Here is a 23,046-nt window from a genome sequence, read left to right as displayed (position 1 = left end):
GTTGCTGGCGGGTTTGCCGTGGGGCGGGGCGGCGGTGGGGTCACGGTATGCTCCGGACGTTCGAGTTCCCGTCGTTTCCAGGGAGACTGCCAACGTGAGCGTCGCACTCGTCACCGGCTCGGCCGGCCTCATCGGATCCGAGGCGGTGCGCCACTTCGCCTCCCTCGGCCTCGACGTCGTCGGCATCGACAACGACATGCGCAAGCGGTTCTTCGGCAACGAGGCCTCCACCGCGTGGAACGTCGTGCGCCTGACGAGTGACCTCGGGGACTCCTACACCCACCACGACGTCGACATCCGCGACCGCGACGCCGTCGCCGCGATCTTCAAGCGCTACGGCAAGGACATCGCCGTCGTCATCCACACCGCGGCGCAGCCCTCGCACGACTGGGCGGTCCGCGACCCCTTCACCGACTTCGACGTCAACGCCGGCGGCACGCTCAACCTGCTGCAGAACGTGCGCGAGCACTGCATCGACGCCCCGTTCATCCACTGCTCGACCAACAAGGTCTACGGCGACCGGCCCAACAGCCTGCCGTACCAGGAGCTCGAAACCCGCTGGGAGATCGAGCCCGGCCACCCGTACGAGGGCGGCATCAAGGAGGACATGTCGATCGACGCCTGCCTGCACAGCGTCTTCGGCGCCTCCAAGGTCGCCGCGGACGTGATGGTGCAGGAGTACGGCCGCTACTTCGACATGAAGACCGCCTGCTTCCGCGGCGGCACCCTCACCGGCCCCGCGCACTCCGCCACTGAGCTGCACGGCTTCCTGGCGTACGTGATGCGCTGCAACATGGAGCGGCGCACGTACCGGATGTTCGGCTACAAGGGCAAGCAGGTCCGCGACGCGATCCACAGCCACGACGTGACCAGCGCCTTCGAGGCCTTCTTCCGCAACCCCCGCTCCGCCGCGGTCTACAACCTCGGCGGCGGCCGCCACTCCAACACCTCGATGCTGGAGGCCTTCGCCCTCGCGCAGAGCATCACCGGCAACGAGATGGTCACCGAGTACCACGAGGCCAACCGCGTCGGAGACCACATCTGGTGGATCGGCTCCAACGAGCGGTTCCAGCTCGACTACCCCGACTGGAAGCAGGTCTACGACGTGCCGATGATCTGCCAGGAGATCTACGAGGCCAACGTCGGCAAGTGGACCCCGGAAGCCTGAGCCGATGATCGACCAGGGCAAGCACAGCGTCCTCGGCGTCGAGGTCAGCGCCGTCGACTACGACAGCGCCGTCGACAAGATCCTGCGGGCCGCCCGCGAAGGCCAGTCCCTCGCGGTCACCGCGCTGGCCGTCCACGGCGTCATGACCGGCGTCCAGGACAAGGCCCACGGCGCCCGGCTCAACTCGTTCGACCTGGTCACCCCGGACGGCCAGCCCGTGCGGTGGGCGCTGAACCTGCTCCACCACGCCCAGCTGGCCGACCGCGTCTACGGCCCGGACCTGACCCTCAAGGTGCTCGAGGCCAGCGCCGCCGAGGGCCTCCCGGTGTACTTCTACGGCTCCACCCAGGAAACCCTGGACCGCCTCGCCCACAAGCTGCACGAGCGCTTCCCCGCCCTGAAGATCGCCGGCATGGAGCCGTCCAAGTTCCGCCAGGCCGAGCCCGGCGAGCCGGAACAGATCGCGGCCCGGATCAGCGACTCCGGCGCCCGGGTGGTCATGGTCGGCCTCGGCTGCCCCCGCCAGGAGGTCTTCGTCTACGCGATGAAGCACCTGGTCAACACCCCGATGCTGGCCGTGGGCGCGGCCTTCGACTATCACGCCGGCGGCCTGAAGAACCCGCCCGCCTGGATGCAGCGCTACGCCCTGGAGTGGCTGTGGCGCCTGGGCCTGGAGCCCAAGCGCCTGTGGCGGCGCTACATCCTGCTCAACCCGAACTACCTGGCCCGCCTGGGCGCCCAGAAGACCCGCCTGTGGCGCGCCGCCCCGCCCGCCCCGGCCACGGAGCCCCTGCGGACCTTCGCCGTCTGACGTTCGGGCGCTGGTGCCACGACTTGTCAGATTTGCAACCCGATGGGCGAAAGGTCCGAATTCAGTGTGCTCGGACCTTTCGCGGGAAGAATCGGGATTGCCAGAAACATCACACCCGGCCGGGTGTAGGGGAAATGACCGGAGTCAGCGACCCGTGACCGCGTTGACCTTGGCGGTGCGGCGCTTGAAGGTGCCGCGCTTGTCGAGGGCGCGCTCGGCCGGCCACAGCATGAGGGCCAGCGGAGCGGCGATGTACCAGCGGTCGACCATCACGTAGGCGACGATGTTCGCGACGACGCCGAGCGCGTACAGACCGATCAACCAGTCGACCCGCCGCTCGCCGAGCCCGCGCTTGTTATAGGCGTCCAGGACGCCGAAAGCGCCGATACTCAGGGCCAGGAGGCCGCCCCCGCTCACGAAAGCGAAGATCAAGTCCGTCACGTCACTCACCCTTGCCTCCCCGTTACCACCGGCAAACTCCGACCCAAGCTAAGCGGACATTTCAAGATCGACCATCAACTTTGCGACATGCCGCCCGTCCGAACGTGGCGCGGCCAATCGGGCATTCGGCCGATTTCCCTGATCTTGGGCACCCCCCGCATCGGCCGCTCATAGGCCGCCTTGAGGGGAGATGACCGCCTTCTTCCCGGGCGTCACCCGCGGCTCGGGGCCGTCGGGTCGCAGTCTCGGTCGGGGTGGAAGTGGCGGGCGCGGCCAGGCGCACACATGGGCGGCAGGGCCGCGGGAGAGCGCGCACCGGTCGGGCGATGCTTGGGCTCGGCAGGGCGGACCGCGTGGCGAAGGCGGCTGTTATCGACGGGCTCCGGCCGCGCGATCGACGCACCCGGAGCCCGTCCGACCTCCCCAGGTCGAGTCCTCCCTGTTTCTACAGGGTGCGGATCGACCTGTCGATAGACAGGCGGGTGCGCGCGCAGGGGTCACTTGAGCGGCCGGGACTCCTGCGAGTAGATCAGCTCGAGGATGCTGCGGGCCGCCTCGAACCAGCGGTCCAGCCAGTCCTGCTGCGGCATCGTGCCCTTCGGCGGCAGCTCCATGAGCAGGCCGCGCAGCAGCGGGTGGTCGGCCATCGATCCGCTCGGGGTGTCCAGCCACGAGTCGCGGCCGAACATCGGCTCCGTGAGCGCGCTGCCACCCAGCGAGCCGGCGCCCAGCGACCCGGTGCCGAGCGAGCCGCCGCCGCTCAGCGAGGCCCCGGTCAGCGGGCCGAGGTCCGCGACGAGCGAGGACTCGGGCAGCTTGGGCGGCGTCATGTCCAGCGGCATCGACGCCCGGTCCAACGACGAGCCGTTGCGGGGCGACAGGTCGTCGAGCGGCCCGTCGCCGATGCCGTCCCGGCGCCCGCCCGGACGGTAGCTACCCAGTTGCCCGGAGAAACGGTCGTCGGTCTTCGACGATCCGTTGCCGAAGTTTTCGGGGCCAATGTTCACGGTAGGAAGCCTTATCTCACTCGGGGGAAGCGCCACAATCGGTGCGATTCGCGGCACTCATACCTACAACGACGCTGCCGGGGCTACGGCCACGCGAACACGGCAAAACGCCTGCAAAAGCGACCGGCCCGCCCCCGCAGGCGTTACGCCGTGGGAGCGGGCCGGCCGAATAGCGCCGGGGCGTGAGTCACGCCAGGTCGAATTCCCCGTCCTTGGTTCCGTCAACGAAGGCCAGCCACTGCTCCGGGGCGAACAGCAGTACCGCCCCGGCCTTGTCCTTCGAGTCGCGGAGCGCCACTGCTCCACCAACGAACGCCACCTCGACGCAGTTGTCCGAGTACGGACCGCTGCGGGTGCTCTTGCGCCACGCGGCACCGTCGAGGTTCACGCTGAAGCTCCTGGCTTCGATCTCCACTACAGCTCCTTTGTCAGCTTCCCGAACATCGACACTGACTCGTCCGGACGGAGTGCGTTGGCGCGCAAGTAGTCAAAGATGAATCCGTAGCGCTGAAGCTCGTCGTCCTTCTCGAGAAAGAGACCGCCAGCCGCGTTCGAGGCGAACACGAAGTTCTGCCCGGCAGACTCGTCGTACAGCAACATCGTGAATGCCCCGTCCATACCGGCGTGCGCACCGGCGGAGAAGGGCAGAACCTGCAAGGTCACGTTCGGCCACGTGGCCGCCAGGCTCAGGTGCTCGAGCTGGCGCCGCATGACTGCCCTTCCACCGACCGGGCGGTGAAGGACAGCCTCGTCCAGTACCAGCCAGAGATCGATCGGGTCATCCTGAGTGAGTAACGACTGTCGGCCCATTCGGACACGCACCCTTTTCTCGACATCTGTGGCGCCGATGTCGGGGCGGGCGGCGTGGATCATCGCCTGGGCGTACTCCTCGGTCTGCAGCAGGCCGGGGACGACAAGCGCCTCGTAGGAGCGGATGTGGTCGGCGGCGGCCTCGAGCCCCACGTAGGCGCTCGTGAGGACGTCGCCGTACAGCTGCCACCAGCCCTTCTGCCGCGCCTCGCGCGCGATTTTCAGCAGTTGGTCGGCATATTCGGGATCTACGCCGTAGATGTCCAACATGTCGCGCACATCGCGCGGGGTAACACCGGTCTGACCGGTCTCGATCCGGGAGATCTTCGAGCCCGAACACTCCAGCCGCTCGGCGACCTGGTCGATGGTCACGCGCGCGGCCTCACGCAGCCGGCGCAGCTCCATGCCCAGCTGCCTACGCCGGAGGGTCGGGCTGCCTCGTCGACTTGCCACGTTGTCACACCTCCGTGCCGCGGGACCTACGTCGATAACTTACGTATGGATCAGCGCAACATGGTAAAGCCGCGCACGGCGACGCGGCGTGACAATCGTTGACTCATACCTCAGGTGGAAACTTCGTCTTGCAAGTTGCAATGATCAAGATTCTCGGGCAACCTGTGCGTGTTGTTGGGGCCACGGACTGTTCACTTGGCCGATCAATCCACCCCGGATCGACGCAGCGACAAACGATCGAAATCGATCGGCGGTTACGGGCCCGCCCGCGACGGACACCGTGACCGGCTTCCCACAAGCCGACGGACGACGGGAGTTCCACCGTGCTACCGAGGACCGGTGACGTGCTGCGCGTAACCAAAGCCGCGAGTGTGCAGTTCACGCAGCCCATGCTGTTCCGGGTGATCAGAGTCCACGACTGGCAGACGTACGACGGCTGGGCCTGGCTGGACGGCTACCAGCTCAACGGGGCGGGCGACGCGGTGGAGCGCCGCTCGATCTTCGTCCAGCTCCAGGGCCTGCAGCCGGGCTTCGTCTCCCGCGGCCAGCGCACCGCCACCCCGGCCCGCACCACCGTACCGGCCGGCGCCGGCATCCCGGTCGCCGTCGGCTGACCGCCCCTCCCCCATCCTCGATCGGCCACCGCCAGGCGCGGTGGCCGCTTGCTTTGTACGTCAACTGCCGGCTGCCGTTGCCTTGCTTTTGTGCATCAGCCGCTGGCCAACGTGCTCAGTGGCGGGTTGCTTTGTGCATCAGCCGCTGGCCGACGCGCTGGGCGTCGGGGACGGCGGCGCGGAGGCCGGGGCGGCGACGATCAGCGTGACCGTGTCACCCGCGGCGACCGTGGTTCCCTCGCCCGGGCGGGTGGCGATGACCTCGCCGGGCTGCACCGAGTCGTCGGCCCGGCGCTGGACCTCCACGTTCAGCCCGAGCACCTGCAGCTTCACCGTCGCCTCGGCCAGCGTGTTCCCGCGCAGCTGCGGGATCACCACCTGGCCGGCCGGCGGCCCCGCGCTCGTCGGCGGCGGGGCCTCCGAGGACGGCTCGGCCGACGGGGACGGCGGCGCGCTCGAGGCCGGCGCCGGCGGCGAGGCCGAGGTCGTGGCGGCCGGCGGCGCGACCCCGCCGGGCGCGTTCTGGCCGTTGGCGGTGGCCCGGTAGATGAGGTACAGACCCACGGCCAGGGCGGCGACCAACACCAGCGCGACCATGCCGACGATCACCGGGGCGAACCAGGACCGGCCCTGGTACGGGTCCTCTTCCTCCTCCACCCACTCCTGCGGGGCGGAGCGGCGCAGGGAGGGGTCCCCGGGCGCGGGCACCCCGGCGCGGGCCGACCACCGCTCGCCGCGGTCGGCCGGCTCCTCCACCCAGGTCGCGCCGCCCCCGGCACCCTGCACCCGAGTCGCGTCCCCGGGCCGCTGCACCCGCGTCGCGTCCCCGGGGCGCTGCACCCGCGTCGCGTCCTCGGGGCGCTGCACTCGGGTGGTGTCGCCGGGCCGCTGCTCCTGGGTCGTGTCGCCGGGGCGCTGCGCCTGCGTTTCGTCACCTCGGCGGTACACCTCGGTCGTGTCGCCGGGGCGGTGCACCTCGGTCGTGTCGCCGGGGCGGTGCACCTCGGTCGTGTCGGCGGGGCGGTGCACCTCGGTCGTGTCGGCGGGGCGTTGCGGGTGGGTGGTCTCTTCGGGGCCGTGGGCGCGCGTCGCGTCGCTCGGGGAGTCGGGCTGGGGCGATGCGGGGGCTGCGTGCGGTACATCTGCGGCGGCGTCTGAAGCATCCTCGTCGCCGCCGAACGGCCAGAACGGCCGCGTCGAGGACTCGTCGTCGGGCGACCGGTCCGCGTTGTTCCCCATACGTCCAGTTCACCACCTTGTCCGACTTGACCGCCCCTCTCCAGCCACCCAATTCCCCGCCGGGCAGGGCCTTAACACGGCGCGGGCCGGGGCGCTGACGCGAGCCCGACTTCGACTCGCCCGGGTGGACGGCTCGGCGTACGCTGCGCGGCATGGCGGCACGAAGCTGGGCGACCTCGATATTTACGGCGATCGGCGTGGCGGCCGGCGCGGGTGCCGCGCAGCTCGGTCTCGGCTACGGCCTGGGGATCATCTCCTGGCAGCCGACCGGCGACAGCGCGACCGTATGGGTCAGCAGCCTCGCCTGGGTGACCTGGCTCGCCGCGTCCTCGACGGTCATCGGCGCCATCTGCGCCGACCGGCTCGCCGGCGCCGGCACCCCGGTCCCGGCCGACCCGGACAGCTTCGGCGGGCAGGCCCTCGTCGCCGCCTGGCGGGTGGTGATCGCGCTGGCCGCGGCGGTCGGCTCGCTGATCATCGTGCCGCTGGTCGCCATCCCGGCGCGCACGCCGCGGCCGGACAACGCCGCCCCGTACTTCACCGCCGGCGGGTACGCGATCGCCGGGCTCATCCTCGGCCTGCTCGTCGCCGTCGGCGCGCTCGCCGCCCGGGCCATCGCAGCCAACATCATCGCGTCGTCGGCCTGGCTGTGGACGCTCGCCGTGGTCGCCGTCGCCGACGTGGTGCGGGCCGACGGCAGCACCGCCACCTCCGCCCAGCTCGGCACCTGGCAGTTCACCGACGCGACCTGGGTGCGCGGCATGGTCAACCTGCCCAGCGCACTGCTCATGCTGCTCATCGCGCTGGTCATCGGCGCCCTGGCGGCGTGGCCGGCCGGGCGGCGCGGGGACAACCGCGTCGGCGTGGCAATCTCCGGCCTCACCGGGCCGCTGCTGGTGGCCATCGCCTACCTCCTGGCCGTGCCCGCGCTCGGCGAGCACGATCAGCACATGTCGGCGTTCGTCATCGCGCCGTACGCGGTGCTGGCCGGCCTGGCCGGCTCCGTGATCGTGTCCGCCATCGGGCCGCGTGGCTACCACGCCCAGAACCGGGCCGCCCGCCGCGCCGCTGCCGATGACCGCGACACCCGCTCCGCCTCCGAGTACTCGGACTGGGCCGCCGCCCTGGCCGAGGCCGACGCCGCCGAGTCGCGCCGCGGCGATCACGAGGAGGAGCCCGAGCCGCTGCCCATCCCAACCGGCGTGCCCAAGTCGCGGGAGCCGGTCGTGGTCGGCGCGGTCGAACTCGACTCGGGCGCCGTGGATATGGAGGCGGACGCGTACGCTCCGTCGCGGGCCTACGGGCACACGTACTCCTCCAGCCCCGTCGCCAACCGGGCGTACGCCGAGGACACGGTGGAGGAGGAGCCGGCGCCGAGGCTGAACCCGCCTACGGCGACGGGCACGGCGAGCGTCGCCCCGCTGTGGCCTTCCGCCGAGCCGGTCACCGAGGAGGCGCCGGCCAAGCCGTCCGGGCGGGCCAAGCGGGGGCGGGGCAAGCCCGCCGAGTAGCTCGGCCGTTTCAATCCGGGGCCGCTGAGCGGGGGCCACCCGGCCCGCTCGGCTCGGCCAGCGCCGCCCGCTCAGCTCGGCTCAGCTCGGCCTGGTCCGCTCGGGCGACTCAGCTGGGCCCGCTCAGCTCGACCCGGCCCGCTCGGCCGACTCAGCTCGGCCCGCTCAGCTCGACCCGGCCCGCTCGGCCGACTCAGCTCGGCCCGCTCGGCTCGGGCCGGCCCGCTCGGCCGACTCAGCCGGGCAAGAAGGTGCGTGTCCAATAGGCCGACTGCTCTGCTCGGTCGGCCCGCTTGGCTGGATCAGCTCGGCCCGCTCGGCCAGGACGCTTGTTTACTCGACGCGGCATCGGGCGCCGTGTGGCGAGGCTTCGCGGCCCCCCGGGCGGCCGTGTGGCGGTACGGAGGATGCCCGCCGGATGTGAGCCGTGCTTGCATACTGCCGTGTTCGCGAAACTCGGTGCACTCATGGACCGCGGTCGCTGGCCCGTCCTCGGCGCCTGGCTGGCGGTGACGATCGCCGGCGCGGTCTTCGGCGGCGGCCTGTTCGACCGGCTGGCCACCACCGACACGAACCGGCCCGACAGCGAGTCGGCCGTCGGCCAGCACCGCATCGACGCGCTCGCCCCGCGCGGCGCGCTGGTGATCGCCGTGGTGGAGGGCCTCGACCCGTACGATCCGGCGCTCGTCGCCACCGTCGGCGACGCCGCCCGTGATGTGCGCGCCATGCCCGGCGTGAAGGAGGTCAACGACCTCTACACCGGCGTCGGCGGCCAGATCGGCGCGGACAACCGCAGCGTCAGCGTGCAGGTGGAGCTCGATCCGGGGCTCGCCGACGCCCCGCGCGAGGCGCTCGAGGACCAGGTCAAGGCCCGCCTCGAGCAGATCAAGGCGCCCACGGTCCGGGTCGGCGGCACCAAGCTCGCCGAGCGCGCCTTCGCCGACCAGTCCGTGCACGACCTCGCGATCGGCGAGAGTGTCGCCTTCGCGGCGCTGCTGGTCGCGCTGTTCCTGATCTTCGGCGGGGTGCTCGCGGCCACGCTGCCGCTGGCCGTCGCGATCGCCGGGGTGACCGGCTCGCTCCTGCTCCTGCTCGGCATCAGCTACGCGGCGAAGGTGAGCGAGTACTCGCTGAACGTGGTCACGCTCCTCGGCATCGGCCTCGCCGTCGACTACTCGCTGCTCATCGTCGCCCGCTACCGGGAGGAGTTGCTGCGTCACGAGCCGTCCGAGGCCCTGGTCGTGGCCGTGCACCGGGCCGGACGGGCGGTGGCGATCTCCGGACTCGCGGTGACGCTGACCATGGCCGGCCTGACCGCGTTCGCCGAGCCGCTGCTGGCCGCGGTCGCGCTGGGCGGGGCCGCGGTCGTCGCGCTGGCCACGCTCGCCGCCCTCACCCTCGTGCCGACGCTCATCGCCGTGTTCAAGGGGCGCATCCGACCGCCCGGCGAGGGTTTCCGGCTGCCGTTCAAGTTCAAGACCGGCCCAGGTGTACTCGCCGTGCTCGCCACCCGCGCGCAACGCGACCCGGCCCGGGTGGCCGCGCTGGCCACGCTCGGCCTGCTGATCCTGGCCGCGCCCCTGCTGGGGGCCAACCTGGCCAACTCCGACGCCCGGGCGCTGCCGCACTCCAACGAGGCCCGCCAGCAGTACGACATCATGGCCTCGAAGTTCCTCAACCACGAGGCCGAGCCGGTCGTCGTGCTCGTCCAGGCCGGTCCGGAGCGGGCCGAGGTCCGCGACCTGATGAACCGCATCGCCAACGAACTGCCGGACGACCTGCTGCGCCAGGACGTGCGCGACAAGGTGCCCGCCGGCTGGACGATCCTGGACGTGACCCCGAAGGGTGGCGTCGGCGGCACGCAGGGCTACGACCTGGTGCGCCGCATCCGGGCCATGCCCACCCCGGTGGCGAAGTGGGTGACCGGCCCGGTGGCCGAGGTGGTCGACTACCGCGCCTCGCTCGCCGCCCGCCTGCCCGCCGCCGCGCTGATCGTGCTGCTGGTCACCGTCGTGTTGCTCTTCGCGTTGACCGGCTCGGTGGTCATCCCGCTCAAGGCCGTACTGATGAACCTGCTGACCCTGGCGGCCACCCTGGGTGTGCTCGTGGTGCTGTTCCAGTGGGGCTGGGGCCAGGTGCCGCTCTTCTTCGACTCGTGGGGCGGCCTGGACCTCACCACGCCGGTGCTGCTGTTCGTCTTCATCTTCGGCCTGTCCATGGACTACGAGGTGTTCCTCCTGGCCCGGATCAAGGAGGAGTACGACCTGCGCCCCGACACGGGCCGGGCCGTGCTGCGCGGCATCACCCGCTCGGGCCCGGTGGTCACCGCCGCCGCCGTCTGCATCGGCGTCGTGTTCCTGGGCTTCGCCCTGGGTGGCCTGGTCGCCGTCAAGGAGATCGGCGTCGGCATGACGGTCGCCATCCTCATCGACGTCACCGTCGTTCGCGGGCTGCTCCTGCCCGCCTTCATGGCCATGCTGGACGCCTGGAACTGGTGGGCCCCGGCGTTCCTGCGCCGCCGCACCCGCCAGGAGCCGGACGCCGCCCGCGCCTAACCGAGTCGGATATTGACATTGGTCGTGGTTCCGACGCCAGCCTGTTTCGGACCCCCTCCGCTCAGTACCCTTCCACAACATGTCTCCAGTGGCGGATCATGATCCGCAAAACGCCGGGGCCGGCTTCGCCGCGGCGCTGCGGACCCGCCGACTCGCCCGGGGACTGACCCAGGACGAACTGGCCACGAGGGCCGGCCTCGGGGTGCGTACGCTGCGGGAACTCGAGCGCGGCCGGGTGGCCCGGCCGCAGCGCAACACCGTGGCGCTGCTGGCCGACGCGCTGGCCCTGACCGGCCCGGACCGCGAGGCATTCTTGGCCGCGTCGACCGGGCGGCCGCGGCTCCCCCCGCCACCGCATTCCCCGCCACCGTCCTCCCCGCCGCCTTCGTCCCCTTTGCCGGCACCACTCTTCTCCTCGTTGCTGGCGGCGTCGTCGACCTCCTTCCCGGCGCCGCCGTCCCGTGCGGCCCCGCCCGCTCTGCCCGCCTCGCTCTCCTCCGGCGCCTCGCCGCCACCCCCCGCCACAACGCCTCTGCCCACGTCCCGAACCGCACCAACTTCCCGAACCACACCAACTCCCCCAACCGCACCAACTCCCCCAACCGCACCGACGCCCCGGGGCGCGCCGACCTCCCCAACCACGCCAACGCCCCGAACCACATCGACTTCCCCAACGGCGCCAGCGCCCCAGGGCGCGCCGAGTTCCCCGGCCGCGCCGACCTACCGGACCTCGACGACTTCTCCAGCCGTCCCGACGTCCGCGGCCCAGCTGCCGACGAGCCTGTCCATACCGTCGCAGCGTTCTCCTGGAGACGGCCGGCTCCACGCATTCGATTCCGTCCCGGATGCACCGAGCACTCCGAATACCCTGGCCGGCCCCAGCTCGTCGGCGTCGAGCGCAAAGGCGCGGGCCGCCGCAGGGGCACCCGCACACGAAGCACCGGGCGCCAGCAGCGAGGAAGCACGACCCGGCCCCGACCAGTCGGCGTCGAGCGCAAAGGCGCGGGCCGCCACAGGGGCACCCGCACACAAAACACCGAGCGCCAGCAGCCAGGAAGCACGACCCGGCCCCAACCAGTCGGCGTCCAGCGCCCAAGCCTGGGCCGCCTCGGGGGCACCCGCTCACGAGGCGCCGGGCGGCAGCCAGCAGGCGTCGGAAGTCCCTGTTCCCCAGGGGCCGAAACCTCCGGCTTGGCAGCGGTCGGCGCCGACCACAGCGGTGGCCCACTCACCGAACATCACGGCGCCGCTGCCGTTGCCGACGTTGCCGCCGCTCGTCGGGCGGGCGGACGACGTTGCGGAGCTGCTCGAGCTCCTCGGCGCGCCGGAGCCCGATGCCGCCGTGGGCTCGGGCCGTGCCGGTCTCGCGTCCGGACGGGCCGCGGTGGCCCCGCAGCCGGGCGCGGCGGCCGAGGTCATCGCGCTGATCGGCATGGCTGGGGTCGGTAAGACCGGGCTGGCGCACTCGGTGGCACATTCCGTGGCGCTGGCCGGCTGGACCGCGGTCTCCGTGACCGTCACCAATGTATCGGAACCCACCGACATTTTTTCCGCCGTCGCCGCCGTGTTCGGGGTGGCGCGGGCCGACGAGCTGGTGGAGCGGTACGCGGGGCGGCGGGCGCTGTTGGTGCTGGACGGGGTGGACCGGTCGTACCGGGCCGCGGTCGAGTCGATCGGCTGGCTGCGGGCGCGGGTGCCGTCGGTGCGCATCCTGGCCACCTCCCGCCGGCCGCTCGCCGCCGAGCTGCCGGGGGCGGTCGACTGGCAGGTGCAGCCTCTCGAGGTGCCAACAGCCGCGGACATCAAGGCACCGACGGCCAGGTTGTCGACGATCGAGGTGCCGACGACCGGGGACATCAACGTGCCGACGACCTGGGTGCCGACAACCGGAGCGCCGACGACCGGGGACGTCGAAGCGCCAACGGCCGAGGACATCGAGACGATGCGGCGCAATCCGGCGGTGGCGCTGTTCGTGGAGCGGCTGCGGCTGGTACGCCGCGAGCCCGCCCGGGACGACGAGATCCCGACGATCGCGGAGCTGGTACGCCGGCTCGACGGACTGCCACTCGCCATCGAGCTGGCCGCGGCCCGGGGACGGGTACTGGAGCTGACGGAACTGCTGTCGCGATACGGCAACCGGGTCCTGGCACTTGCCCCGACAGAACCGACAGACCCGACGGGCCGCCGCCTGCGCGACGCGGTCGCCGCCAGTTACGAGCTGCTCTCCGAGCGCGAGCAGGCGGCGCTGCGCCGGCTGTCGACGCTGCGCGGCCGGTGGTCCGTGGAGCTGGCCGAGGCGCTGCTCGACGGCGTGGTCGAGGACGTCGAGGCTGTGCTGGACCGGCTCGTCGGGCTGGGCCTGGTGAGCGTGCGCGGCCCGGGGGACCTGCGCTTCCGCCTGCTCGACGTGGTGCTCGACTTCGCCACCGAGCGGTGCGCGGACGCGGGCGAGCTGCGGGCCGCCCGGCTGCGCCACGCCGAGGTCATCACGCGGGTGGCGGTGCGCGTGTCGGCGGACCTGACCGGGCCGGCCGGCGCCGCTGCGGTGGCGCGCCTGGACTACTTGAACAGCGACATCCGCTCGGCGCTGCGGTACGCCGCGGTCCGCGAGCCGGAGGTCGCCCTTCGCCTCGCCGGGGCCATCCCGCGCTGGTGCCGGCTGCGCGGCCGGGACGTGGAGGCCCACCACCTGCTGCGCCGGCTCCTCGACGACCGGCGCACGCGCGACTGTGACCCCGGCGTGCGGGCGTTGGCCCAGGTCGGCGCGGCGATGCTCGCGATGGCGCACGGCCAGGGGGTGCGCGAGCTGCGCGCGACCGAGGCGGCCCTGCAGGTGCTGGCCGAGCGCGGCGACGTGGCCGGCGAGCTGACCGCGCGGGCGCTGCTGGCCGGCATCTGGCAGGCGCTGGGCGGCGCCGACGAGGCGCGCCGGCACAACGAGGTGGTGCTGGGCCTGGCCATCCGGGCCGGCCGGCCCCGCGAGATCGCCGTGGCGCAGAACAACCTCGCCTGGGCCGACATCATGGCCGGCGACCTGGCCGCGGCGGCCCGCCGTCTCGCCGGCGCCGGGCGCCGGGCCGCCGAGGCCGGCGACGCCCGCCTGCGCGCGCTCACGGAGGCCAACCTGGCCGAGGTGGCCCGCCTGGACGGCCGCTTCGACGAGGCCGTCGACCTGGCCCGCGGGGCCGCCGCCGCGATCGGCGAGGTGGGCGACCCGATCCACCGGGTGCGCGTGCTCGGCACCCTTGGCCAGGCCTTCGCCGAGGCCGGCCGCCGGGACGAGGCGACGCGCGTGGTGTCCGAGCTGGCCGCGGTGCCGGGCAGCGCCGGTATCACCGCGATGATCGACGGTTACCTGGCGTTGTCGCGCGGCGACCGCCCGGCCGCGGCCGCCGCCTTCCAGTCGGCCGCCAACCTCCTGGCCGGCCGCGACGACGTCCGCGACGTGCTGGAGGCGCTCACCGGCCTGGCCGCCAGCGCCGATCCCCCGCACCGCGCGCGGGCCCTGGAGGACCTGGCCGACCTGCGGGAACGGGTCCGGATGGCGCTGCTGCCCCGCGAGCGCCGGCTCCTGGCCCACCAGGAAGGCACGGACGAAGACCCCCTGGCGGCGATGTCACGCCTGCCCACCTAACTTCGTCCGTGCCGGCGGCCGACGTTATCCCAGCCAAGAAGCCAAAAAACCGAAAATTCCGACTTGTACGTACAATTGACCCCGGACCTGCCGGTAATTCTGCCGGTAAGCAATCGCTGACCGTCCGTCGCGAGCATGCCTCACGCCGCCGGCCGGCGACAGTAACGAACCGGTGCGCCGAAATGTCGGATATATCCCAACCAAGCGCGAGGGGACCGACCGAAGCGCGAGGGGACCGACCGAAGCGCGAGGGGACCGACCGAAGCGCGAGGGGACCGACCGAAGCGCGAGGGGACCGGCCGAAGCGCGAGGGGACCGGCCGAGGGTCAGGCGGCCGAGCGCATCGACGGCACACCCGAGGTGGCCTCCGGGCGGACCGCGTCACGGATCGTGCGCAGCCCGGTCAGCAGCACTTCCAGCTGCGAGCGGTCGAGCCGGCCGGTGAACCACTCCTCGATCACGGCCAGGTGCCCGGGCAGCACCTCGCGCATCTTGGCCAGGCCGGCCGGGCTGATCACGGTGAACGAGCCGCGGCGGTCGGTCGGGCAGGCACGGCGCGCGGCCAGGCCGTCGCGCTCCAGGCGGTCGACCACCCGGGTCACGCCGCTGGTCGACAGCCCCGTCTGGGCGGCCAGGTCGGTCATGCGCAGCTCGCCACCCGGCGATCGGGCCAGGCGCACCAGCACCTCGAAGTCGACGGTGCCGAGGCCGTGCTCGCCGAGCTGGACGTTGAGCCGCGCGTGCACACCCGAGAAAGCCTCCACGAACAGACCCATGGCGGTGATTCGCGGATCTTCCAGCATTTCGTCGGTCACAGTGCGAGTCTAGCAGAGAGCTTGACGAGCGAGAGTCTGTCGAGTGTATATTTGCGGCGACAATCTTCTTCCGTACCGCACAACCGAGGGAGTCATCATGACGGCACCCGCCAACACCCGCGAGTACAACGGTCTCACCATCCCGACGCCCGGGAAGTTCGAGCTTGACCCGGCGCACACCCGCGTGAGCTTCATCGCGCGCCACCTGATGGTCAGCAAGGTGCGCGGCGGCTTCACCAGCGCCAGCGGCAGCATCGTGATCGCCGAGGACCCGCTGGAGTCGCACGTCGAGGTGACCATCGACGCGGCCAGCATCGACACCGGCGTCGCCGACCGCGACGGCCACCTGCGCAGCCCCGACTTCCTGCACGTGGAGCAGTGGCCGTCGCTGACCTTCAAGAGCACCCGCGTGGTCGGGCTCTCCGGCAACGAGTTCAAGGTCGTCGGCGACCTCACCATCCGTGACGTAACCCGCGAGGTCGAGCTCGACGTCGAGTTCGAGGGCCACGCGAAGAGCCCGTGGGGCCAGGAGGTCATCGGGTTCAGCGCGACGACCGAGATCGACCGCGAGGAGTTCGGCATCACCTGGAACCAGGCCCTCGAGACCGGCGGCGTCCTCGTCGGCAGGAAGGTCAAGATCGAGATCGGCGCCGAGGGCGTGCGCCAGGGCTGAGCCGAGCCACCTGGGCCCGACCGCCGGGAAATTCGGGAATCTCCGATTCGCCGGTGTTCAACCATCGTGCAGAGGGTGGGCGAATTCTCCCACCCTCTGCAAGGTTGTGCTCACCGTCGGCTGACTTCACGTCCGTTTTGTCCCTAGCGGTACATCTGGACTCCTCTTAACGTGAGGGGTCCAAGAGGGGCCAGGGGGCAGGCATGGGCCAGGAAGTCACACGGGGCACCTTCTCGCGTGAGGACCGAGCTCGATACCGACGGAAGGTGCGCCGCTGCCTGGACGTGTTCGCGCTGATGCTCAACGACTTCCGGTTCGACTCCGACCGGCCGATGACCGGCCTGGAGATCGAGGTCAACCTCATCGACCCGGACGCGCAGCCGGCCATGCGCAACGCCGAGGTGCTGGCCGATCTCGCCGACCCGTCGTTCCAGACCGAGCTGGGCCAGTTCAACCTGGAGATCAACGTTGCGCCGCGCGTAATCGAGGGCGATGGGCTGCAGGTGTACGAGCGCGAGATCCTGGCCAGCATGGTCCACGCCGACGAGCGCGCCCACAAGTCCGACGCCCGGCTGGTGCTCATCGGGATACTGCCCACGCTGCGGCCCGAGCACCTGGTGCTGGCGAACATGTCCAACGAGCCGCGGTACCGCCTCCTGAATGACCAGATCATCAACGCCCGCGGCGAGGACATCGCGCTCGATATCCGGGGCCAGGAGCGGCTGGAGGCCCAGTCCGACTCGATCGCGGGCGAGTCGGCCTGCACCAGCCTGCAGTTCCACCTCCAGGTCGCGCCCGAGGAATTCGCGATGTACTGGAACGCGTCCCAGGCCATCGCCGGCGTTCAGGTCGCGGTGGGGGCCAACTCGCCGTACCTCTTCGGCAAGCGACTCTGGGCCGAGACCCGCATCGCGCTGTTCGAGCAGGCCACCGACACGCGGCCGGAGGAGCTGAAGGCGCAGGGCGTCCGCCCGAGGGTGTGGTTCGGCGAGCGCTGGATCACGTCGATCTTCGACCTGTTCGAGGAGAACGTCCGGTATTTCCCGCCCCTGCTGCCGATCACCGAGGACGAGGACCCGGTCGCGGTGCTGGAGGCCGGCGGCGTGCCCCACCTGGGCGAGCTGCGCCTGCACAACGGCACGATCTACCGCTGGAACCGCCCGGTGTACGACATCATGAACGGCCGCCCCCACCTACGCGTCGAGAACCGCGTCCTGCCGGCCGGCCCGACCGTGGTGGACCAGCTGGCCAACGCCGCGTTCTACTTCGGCCTCGTCCGCGAGCTGTGCGAGCAGGACCGCCCCATCTGGACACAGATGTCGTTCTCCGCGGCGGAGGAGAACTTCCACACCGCGGCGCGGGAGGGGCTCGACGCCCACGTGTGGTGGCCGGACCGCGGCGAGATCGCGGCGGCCGACCTGGTCCTGGCCGATCTGCTGCCCCTGGCCGAGGCCGGCCTCGATCGCTTCGGCGTCCGCCCGGCCATCCGCGACCGCCTGCTGGGCGTGATCGAGGCGCGGTGCCGCACGGGCATCAACGGCGCGACCTGGCAGACGAGGGTGGTGGAGTCGCTCGAGCAGCGCCACCACCTGGACCGGCCGGCGGCGCTGCGACAGATGCTGCAGCGGTACTCCGAGGGCCTGCACGAGAACGTGCCGGTCCACACCTGGCCGATCTGACCGCCCCGACCGCGATGGGTTACAGGCCGATCGCGCGAGAGATGATCATGCGCTGGACCTCGGACGTGCCCTCGCCGATCTCCAGGATCTTCGCGTCGCGGTACATCCGGCCGACCGGGGTCTCGTTCATGAAGCCATAGCCGCCGTGCACCTGCGTCGCCTCGCGGGCGTTGAGCATCGCCGCATCGCTCGCGGACAGCTTCGCGATCGCGGCCTGGCGCTTGAAGTCACGGCCGTTCACCAGGCGGCTCGCGGCGTCGTAGTAGGCCAGGCGGGCCGTGTGCGCGCGGCTCTCCATGTCGGCGATCTTGAACTGGATGGCCTGGTACTCGGCGATGGCCTTGCCGAAGGCGTGGCGCTGCTTCGCATAGGCGACCGACTCGTCGACGCAGCCCTGCGCGAGTCCCACGCCGAGGGCGGCGAAGGCCACCCGGCCCTCGTCCAGCGTCCGCAGGAACTGGGCGTAGCCCCGGCCCCGCTCGCCGAGCAGATTCTCGGCGGGCACGCGCACGTCGTCGAAGGACAGCTCATGGGTGTCGGAGGCGCACCAGCCGACCTTCGAGTAGCCGGGCTGGACGGCGAAGCCCGGGGTGCCGCTCGGCACGATGATGGCCGACAGCTCCTTGCTGCCGTCGGGGTTGGTGCCGGTGACGGCGGTGACCGTCACCAGGGTGGTGATGTCGGTGCCGGAGTTGGTGATGAAGGCCTTCGAGCCGTTGATCACCCATTCGCCGGTGGCGGGGTCCTGCACGGCGCGGGTCTGGGTGCCGCCCGCGTCGCTGCCGGCGCCCGGCTCGGTCAGGCCGAAGGCGGCCAGGGCCTCGCCGGACGTCAGGCGCGGGAGCCAGTGTTGCTTCTGGGCCTGGGTGCCGTACCGATAAATCGGCATGGCACCGAGGGAGATGCCGGCCTCCAGGGTCACCGCGATCGAGGAGTCGACGCGGGCGAGCTCCTCCAGGGCGACGCAGAGGGCGAAGTAGTCGCCGCCCATGCCGCCGTACTCCTCCGGGAAGGGCAGGCCGAACAGGCCCATCTTGCCCATCTGGCGGACCAGCTCGTAGGGGAAGGCGTGGCGCTCGTAGTAGTCGCCGATCACCGGGGCGACCACGTCGTGCGCGAACTCGCGGACGGTGGCGCGCAGTGCCTCGAGGTCCTCGGAAAGCGCGTAGTCAACCATGGTGCGGCCCCCTTTCAGACCGGTGTGACGCCGTGGCGGCGGCGGGAGAAGGTGCGGTCCTTGGGCCGGGCCGCGGCGAAGCGGCGGACCAGCTCGCCGCGCAGCGCCGCCGGCTCCACGACGGCGTCGACGACGAGCTCGCTGGCCAGCCGCATGATGTCGATGTCGCGGTCGTACTCGGCGCGCTTGGCCGCGACGAAGGCGGCGCGCTCGCCGGCGTCCTCGATCGCGGCGATCTTGTTGGCGTAGACGGCGTTGACCGCGGCCTCGGCGCCCATCACGGCGATCTTGGCGGTGGGCAGGGCGATGGTGGCGTCGGGCTCGAAGCCGGGGCCGGCCATGGCATAGAGGCCGGCGCCGTAGGCCTTGCGCACGACGACGCAGATCTTCGGCACCGTCGCCTCGGAGATCGCCGTGATCATCTTGGCGCCGTGGCGGATGATGCCCTGCTTCTCCACGGCGGAGCCGACCATGAAGCCGGGCACGTCGGCGAGGAACAGCAGCGGCACGTTGAAGGCGTCGCAGAGCTGGACGAAGCGGGTGGCCTTGTCGGCCGAGTCGACGAAGAGCACGCCGCCCTTGAACATCGAGTTGTTGGCCACGACGCCGACGGCCTGCCCGTCGAGGCGGCCGAAGCCGACGGTGAGCTCGCGCGCCCAGAGGGCCTGGATCTCGAAGTACGAGCCCTCGTCGAGCAGGCCGCGGACGACCTTGCGCATGTCGAAGGCCTGCCGCTCGCTCGCCGGGATCTCGGGCATTCCCGTGGCGTCCGTCGCGGCGACGGCAGGCGGGGAGGACGTCCACGAAGACGGCAGATACGACAGATACGTCCGAATTGCCGAGATCGCCTCCTGCTCCGTCTTGCACAGGAAGTGGCCGACGCCGCTCTCGGCGCAGTGGACCCGGGCGCCGCCCATGGCCTCGAGGGTGGTCTTCTCGCCGGTGACCATCTCGACCATGCGGTCGGAGCCGAGGTACATCGACGCATTGCCCTCGACCATGGCCACGACGTCGCAGAACGCGGGGATGTAGGCGCCACCGGCGGCGGAGGGGCCGAAGAGCGCGCAGGCCTGCGGGATGCTGCCGCTGGCCCGCACCTGGGTGTGGAAGATGCGCCCGGCGCCGCGCCGGCCGGGGAAGAGCTCGACCTGGTCGGTGATGCGCGCGCCGGCGGAGTCGACGAGGTACACCATCGGCACCCCGGTCGCGTAGGCCTTCTCGATGATCCGAATGATCTTCTCGACGGTGCGCGCGCCCCAGGACCCGGCCTTGACGGTGGAGTCGTTGGCCATGAGGCAGACCGGCCGCCCGTCGACGGTCGCGGTGCCGGTGATCACGCCGTCGGCCGGGAGTCCGTCGGCGAGGGCGTTGGCGAACAGCCCGTCCTCGACGAAGGAGCCCTCGTCGACGAGCAGGGCGACCCGCTCGCGCGCGAAGAGCTTGCCGCGGGCGGCATTCGCCGTGTGGTACTTCTCGGCGCCCCCGGCCTCGACCCGCTTCCTCAGCTGGGTGAGGGCTTCACCCTCCATGGTGCAACCTCCGCGTCGGCAACCTGAACGATCGTTCACGCCTAACGATCGTTCAGGTTAGCCGACGCGGAGGTGAAGTTCCAAGCCGGACGCGGGTCGGTGTGCTCCCGGCCAGGTGGTCGGTACCCCCTGCGGCTCAGGGGGTACCGCTATGCCGTCGCCAAAAACTGCGTCAGCAGGAGTAGGCGAGCGCCCCGCCCGAGCTGGAGGCGTTGGAGAAGCCCAGCAGCGAGATCGCGTTGCCGGAGATGTTCACCGGCACCTGGACGGTGGTGTTGAGCTGGTTGCCGTTGAGCAGGCCGGCGTTGAAGCCGGTGGTCCAGTCGCCGCAGCCGCCCTTCACCGCGGTGGCGCCGCCACCGTTGCTCCAGCCGTTGCCGTCGCCGTGGTGACGGTGGTGACGACGGCCGTGGTTGTCGTCGTCGCCGTTGCCCGAGCCGTTGCCGTAACCGCCGTTGTTCTGGCCGTTGCCGTAACCGCTGTCGTCACCCAGGCCCGAGCCGCCGCCGTAGCCGTTGTCGCTGGCCGGCGAGAGGCCCGCGCCCGTGCCCTTGTGCTGCTTCTTGGCGTGCTCGTCGAGCGAGGCCGACTTGTGGTTCGAGGTCTTGGCCTTGTGCATGTGGGCCTTGGCCGACGCGTGGTTGGCCTTGACGCCGCTGGCGTTGCCGCTGCTGTGCGGGTAGGCGTTGTTGTTGGCGTTGGCGTCCGGGCCGTAGCCGTCGTCGCCGTTGTTCGAGCCGTTGCCGTAACCGCCGTTGCCCTGGCCGTTGCCGCCACCGTGGTGGCCGTGGCCGTGGCCGTGGCCGCCGCCCTGGCCCGCGCCGTTGACGTCGCCCTTGACCGCGGTGGCGCCGCCGCCGCAGTTGGCGCTGGCGAAGCCGAGGATCGCGATCGAGTTGCCGCACAGGTTGATCGGCAGCTGCAGCGTCGTGTCGGCCTGGTTGCCGTTGAGCAGGCCGGCGTTGTAGCCGGTGGTGTGGTTCGACTCGGTGGCCTGAGCGCTCTCGCCCTTGACCGCCCACGCGCCGCCCTGGCTGGAGGCGCCGGCGAAGCCGAGCAGCCCGATCGCGTTGCCGGAGATGTTGATCGGCAGCTGGGCCGTGGTGTTGAGCTGGTTGCCGTTGAGCAGGCCCGCGTTGTAGCCCGAGGTCCAGTCCTCGGTGCGGTTCGCGACGCCCTCGGTGGCGTAGTTGCCGTTGGTGCCGCCGTTGTAGCCGCCGTTGTTGTTGCCGTTGCCCCCGCCGCGGTGGTGGCGGCGGCCGTGACCGTCGTTGTCGCGGTCGGCGCTGACGCCGCCCTTGACGGCGGTGGCCCCGCCCGAGCTGGAGGCGCTGGAGAAGCCGAGCACCGACACGGCGTTGCCGCTGATGTTGACCGGCACCTGCAGGGTGGTGTCGAGCTGGTTGCCGTTGGCGACGCCGGCGTTGTAGCCGGTCGTCCAGTCCTCCGTGGTGGCGCTCTCGGTGGCGCTGGCGCTCTCGGTCTTGACCGCCGCGGCGCCGCCGCCGCAGTGCGCGTCGGCGAAGCCGAGCACCGCGATCGAGTTGCCGCAGACGTTGACCGGCACCTGCAGCGTCGTGTCGAACTGATTGCCGTTCAGCAGGCCGGCGTTGTAGCCGGACGTCCAGTCCGCGTGCGCGGCGCCGCCCGAAACGAGCAGGAAGCCCGCGGACAGCACGCCGACGTTGAGCGACTTACGAACCCACGTCTTCATGGTGGAAGTGAGACCCTTCGGTAGATTTCGATCCTCGGTACTGCAAATAGGCGCGGTACGAAGCCCATGAGCCTGCGTGCGGGCAGACTCCCCCCGACTCCGCCCTGTCGACGTGCGCCCGGTTTGGTGCGTGGTGCGTATTACGAGATGCCGCGATGTGGTCGATGCGGGTCCGCTGGGACCAAGGCGTGCGCTCCGGCTGTCGGCTCCGCCCTGACCAAGACCGGATAGCCCGCTCGGCGTCGCGGCGGCGGCCGGAACGCCTCAGTCGGGTGAGACTGTCGGCTTCTCGGCTGCGAGCAGCCGCAACTCGACGTCCTCGACCGCCTCCGGCCGGAAGGTCAGCGCCTTCGCGCCGGCCGGTGCGGCGGGCAGCGCGGCGGCGCCACCGTCGTGGTTGACGCCCGAGCCGGCGCCCGGGGCCCCCACGGCGAGACCGACCGCCGGCGGCGCCGGGACGGGCGCCGGGCGGGGCAGCAGCGGCACGTGGTGCGTACCCTGCGCAACGTTGCGGTCCGCGACCGGCTGGGCGTGCGCGCCGGCGAGCCCCTCGGCGGCCCGGAGGGCACGGAGGCGATCGGCCGCACGTGCGGCGACGGCCGGGTCGACGCCAGCACCTCGGGTGCCGGTCGCCGCGGCGGGGACGTCGCCGACGAACCCGTCACGGACCGGCTCGGTCTGGACGACCGGCTCCTGCGTCCGCCGCGGGTGGGTCTTGAGGATGCCAGCCTTTGCCGGCCTCTTGGTGCTCGCGTGCTTCGCGCTCGGCGCGTCTGCCGTCGCCGAGCGGTCGGTCCGGTCCACGGATTGGACCGGCGCCTGGATATGGGTCACCGGCGGCGCGGCCTTCGCCACCGAGTCCAGCGCCGCGAGCACGGTGCCCGTGACAAGGTCACCGTGCTGCTGGCCGGGCAGGCCGGCCCCGGTGCGCAGGCTTGTCACCGGCGAGAGCGGTTCGGGCTGGTCCGAGGCGTGCGCCGCAGAGGCCGACAGAAGCCAGGCGACGCCGGCGAAACCGGCGACGAGCAGGCCGCGGACGGCGTACCTCGCGCAGCGGGAAACGGCCGGCAGCGAAGCCGTGCGCGGGTTGCGCTCGCTCCTCGACTGGGCCATGTCCGCCTCTCAGTACGGGCTCAATGTCGGGCATACGCCCCACATGTGACTCTTTCCGTACTGAGCAACGACCCGCCCCGGCCGGGGACACGCCACAACAACG

18 protein-coding genes and 1 pseudogene are annotated in these 23,046 nt (G+C 71.5%); 9 read left to right on the top strand and 10 right to left on the bottom strand.

Features of this window, described 5'->3' with window-relative positions; all coding sequences use genetic code 11:
• The first annotated feature begins 94 nt into the window (after positions 1-94).
• Positions 95-1,168 carry an NAD-dependent epimerase/dehydratase family protein gene (locus AB0M46_RS13090; RefSeq protein WP_363335473.1) on the top strand — a complete coding sequence of 358 codons (1,074 nt, stop codon included), beginning with the start codon at positions 95-97 and terminating at the stop codon, positions 1,166-1,168.
• A gap of 4 nt (positions 1,169-1,172) precedes the next feature.
• A complete protein-coding gene (locus AB0M46_RS13085; protein WP_363335471.1) occupies positions 1,173-1,979 on the top strand; it encodes a WecB/TagA/CpsF family glycosyltransferase in 807 nt (268 codons plus the stop codon).
• A gap of 144 nt (positions 1,980-2,123) precedes the next feature.
• Here AB0M46_RS13085 and AB0M46_RS13080 read toward each other — a convergent pair whose 3' ends face one another.
• From AB0M46_RS13080 to AB0M46_RS13065, 4 genes are all read right to left on the bottom strand, one after another.
• Positions 2,124-2,429 (bottom strand): hypothetical protein, encoded by a 306-nt coding sequence (locus AB0M46_RS13080; protein WP_363335469.1) that lies wholly within the window; start codon positions 2,427-2,429, stop codon positions 2,124-2,126.
• 488 nt (positions 2,430-2,917) lie between these two features.
• On the bottom strand, positions 2,918-3,427 hold the full coding sequence (locus AB0M46_RS13075; RefSeq protein WP_363335468.1) for a hypothetical protein: 510 nt from the start codon (positions 3,425-3,427) through the stop codon (positions 2,918-2,920).
• 187 nt (positions 3,428-3,614) lie between these two features.
• Positions 3,615-3,842 (bottom strand): DUF397 domain-containing protein, encoded by a 228-nt coding sequence (locus AB0M46_RS13070; protein ID WP_363335466.1) that lies wholly within the window; start codon positions 3,840-3,842, stop codon positions 3,615-3,617.
• On the bottom strand, positions 3,842-4,690 hold the full coding sequence (locus AB0M46_RS13065) for a helix-turn-helix transcriptional regulator (protein WP_363335464.1): 849 nt from the start codon (positions 4,688-4,690) through the stop codon (positions 3,842-3,844). Before AB0M46_RS13065 ends, AB0M46_RS13070 begins: the two co-directional genes overlap by 1 nt.
• A gap of 323 nt (positions 4,691-5,013) precedes the next feature.
• Here AB0M46_RS13065 and AB0M46_RS13060 point away from each other — a divergent pair, with 323 nt between their 5' ends.
• Positions 5,014-5,304, top strand: a complete 291-nt coding sequence (locus tag AB0M46_RS13060) for a hypothetical protein (protein ID WP_363335463.1) — start codon at positions 5,014-5,016, stop codon at positions 5,302-5,304.
• Between the two features lie 138 nt (positions 5,305-5,442).
• On the opposite strand, the gene AB0M46_RS13055 is transcribed toward AB0M46_RS13060, so the two are convergent.
• Positions 5,443-6,543 (bottom strand): PASTA domain-containing protein, encoded by a 1,101-nt coding sequence (locus AB0M46_RS13055; protein ID WP_363335461.1) that lies wholly within the window; start codon positions 6,541-6,543, stop codon positions 5,443-5,445.
• A 152-nt stretch (positions 6,544-6,695) separates the two neighbouring features.
• Between AB0M46_RS13055 and AB0M46_RS13050 the strand changes: the two genes are divergently transcribed.
• The 4 genes and pseudogenes from AB0M46_RS13050 (at position 6,696) to AB0M46_RS13035 (ending at position 14,243) form a co-directional block, all read left to right on the top strand.
• Complete coding sequence (locus AB0M46_RS13050) at positions 6,696-8,054, top strand: hypothetical protein (RefSeq protein ID WP_363335459.1); 1,359 nt, start codon at positions 6,696-6,698, stop codon at positions 8,052-8,054.
• Between the two features lie 467 nt (positions 8,055-8,521).
• Positions 8,522-10,609: an efflux RND transporter permease subunit gene (locus AB0M46_RS13045; RefSeq protein WP_363335457.1), complete on the top strand. Its 2,088-nt coding sequence runs from the start codon at positions 8,522-8,524 to the stop codon at positions 10,607-10,609.
• 79 nt (positions 10,610-10,688) lie between these two features.
• Positions 10,689-10,931, top strand: a pseudogene (locus AB0M46_RS13040) (helix-turn-helix transcriptional regulator); the annotation flags it as partial.
• Between the two features lie 897 nt (positions 10,932-11,828).
• The gene (locus tag AB0M46_RS13035; protein ID WP_363335583.1) at positions 11,829-14,243 is read left to right on the top strand and encodes an XRE family transcriptional regulator; all 2,415 of its coding nucleotides are present in this window, start codon (positions 11,829-11,831) and stop codon (positions 14,241-14,243) included.
• Positions 14,244-14,569: 326 nt separating this feature from the next.
• On the opposite strand, the gene AB0M46_RS13030 is transcribed toward AB0M46_RS13035, so the two are convergent.
• On the bottom strand, positions 14,570-15,046 hold the full coding sequence (locus AB0M46_RS13030) for a MarR family transcriptional regulator (protein ID WP_363335571.1): 477 nt from the start codon (positions 15,044-15,046) through the stop codon (positions 14,570-14,572).
• A gap of 109 nt (positions 15,047-15,155) precedes the next feature.
• Here AB0M46_RS13030 and AB0M46_RS13025 point away from each other — a divergent pair, with 109 nt between their 5' ends.
• Positions 15,156-15,731: a YceI family protein gene (locus tag AB0M46_RS13025; RefSeq protein WP_363335456.1), complete on the top strand. Its 576-nt coding sequence runs from the start codon at positions 15,156-15,158 to the stop codon at positions 15,729-15,731.
• A 203-nt stretch (positions 15,732-15,934) separates the two neighbouring features.
• Positions 15,935-17,410, top strand: a complete 1,476-nt coding sequence (locus AB0M46_RS13020; RefSeq protein ID WP_363335454.1) for a glutamate--cysteine ligase — start codon at positions 15,935-15,937, stop codon at positions 17,408-17,410.
• A 19-nt stretch (positions 17,411-17,429) separates the two neighbouring features.
• Here AB0M46_RS13020 and AB0M46_RS13015 read toward each other — a convergent pair whose 3' ends face one another.
• From AB0M46_RS13015 to AB0M46_RS13000, 4 genes are all read right to left on the bottom strand, one after another.
• On the bottom strand, positions 17,430-18,587 hold the full coding sequence (locus AB0M46_RS13015; protein ID WP_363335452.1) for an acyl-CoA dehydrogenase family protein: 1,158 nt from the start codon (positions 18,585-18,587) through the stop codon (positions 17,430-17,432).
• Positions 18,588-18,601: 14 nt separating this feature from the next.
• A complete protein-coding gene (locus AB0M46_RS13010; RefSeq protein WP_363335451.1) occupies positions 18,602-20,116 on the bottom strand; it encodes an acyl-CoA carboxylase subunit beta in 1,515 nt (504 codons plus the stop codon).
• A gap of 172 nt (positions 20,117-20,288) precedes the next feature.
• Positions 20,289-21,830, bottom strand: coding sequence for a chaplin family protein (locus AB0M46_RS13005; RefSeq protein WP_363335449.1), 1,542 nt, complete (start codon positions 21,828-21,830; stop codon positions 20,289-20,291).
• Between the two features lie 264 nt (positions 21,831-22,094).
• Positions 22,095-22,943, bottom strand: a complete 849-nt coding sequence (locus AB0M46_RS13000; RefSeq protein WP_363335447.1) for a hypothetical protein — start codon at positions 22,941-22,943, stop codon at positions 22,095-22,097.
• Positions 22,944-23,046: the final 103 nt, after the last annotated feature.

The sequence above is a fragment of the Dactylosporangium sp. NPDC051485 genome (genome assembly GCF_040682015.1).
Lineage (GTDB): Bacteria > Actinomycetota > Actinomycetes > Mycobacteriales > Micromonosporaceae > Dactylosporangium.
The sequence above is the reverse complement of the archived record's forward strand: the minus strand, read 5'-3'. Positions and strand labels throughout refer to the sequence as shown.

Bases quoted from the DNA above. Each gene is read 5' to 3' on its own strand.
- AB0M46_RS13085 (WP_363335471.1), top strand. From the start codon at position 1,173: ATGATCGACCAGGGCAAGCACAGCGTCCTCGGCGTCGAGGTCAGCGCC.
- AB0M46_RS13055 (WP_363335461.1), bottom strand. From the start codon at position 6,543: ATGGGGAACAACGCGGACCGGTCGCCCGACGACGAGTCCTCGACGCGG.
- AB0M46_RS13050 (WP_363335459.1), top strand. From the start codon at position 6,696: ATGGCGGCACGAAGCTGGGCGACCTCGATATTTACGGCGATCGGCGTG.
- AB0M46_RS13045 (WP_363335457.1), top strand. From the start codon at position 8,522: ATGGACCGCGGTCGCTGGCCCGTCCTCGGCGCCTGGCTGGCGGTGACG.
- AB0M46_RS13030 (WP_363335571.1), bottom strand. From the start codon at position 15,046: ATGCTGGAAGATCCGCGAATCACCGCCATGGGTCTGTTCGTGGAGGCT.
- AB0M46_RS13025 (WP_363335456.1), top strand. From the start codon at position 15,156: ATGACGGCACCCGCCAACACCCGCGAGTACAACGGTCTCACCATCCCG.
- AB0M46_RS13020 (WP_363335454.1), top strand. From the start codon at position 15,935: ATGGGCCAGGAAGTCACACGGGGCACCTTCTCGCGTGAGGACCGAGCT.
- AB0M46_RS13015 (WP_363335452.1), bottom strand. From the start codon at position 18,587: ATGGTTGACTACGCGCTTTCCGAGGACCTCGAGGCACTGCGCGCCACC.
- AB0M46_RS13010 (WP_363335451.1), bottom strand. From the start codon at position 20,116: ATGGAGGGTGAAGCCCTCACCCAGCTGAGGAAGCGGGTCGAGGCCGGG.
- AB0M46_RS13005 (WP_363335449.1), bottom strand. From the start codon at position 21,830: ATGAAGACGTGGGTTCGTAAGTCGCTCAACGTCGGCGTGCTGTCCGCG.
- AB0M46_RS13000 (WP_363335447.1), bottom strand. From the start codon at position 22,943: ATGGCCCAGTCGAGGAGCGAGCGCAACCCGCGCACGGCTTCGCTGCCG.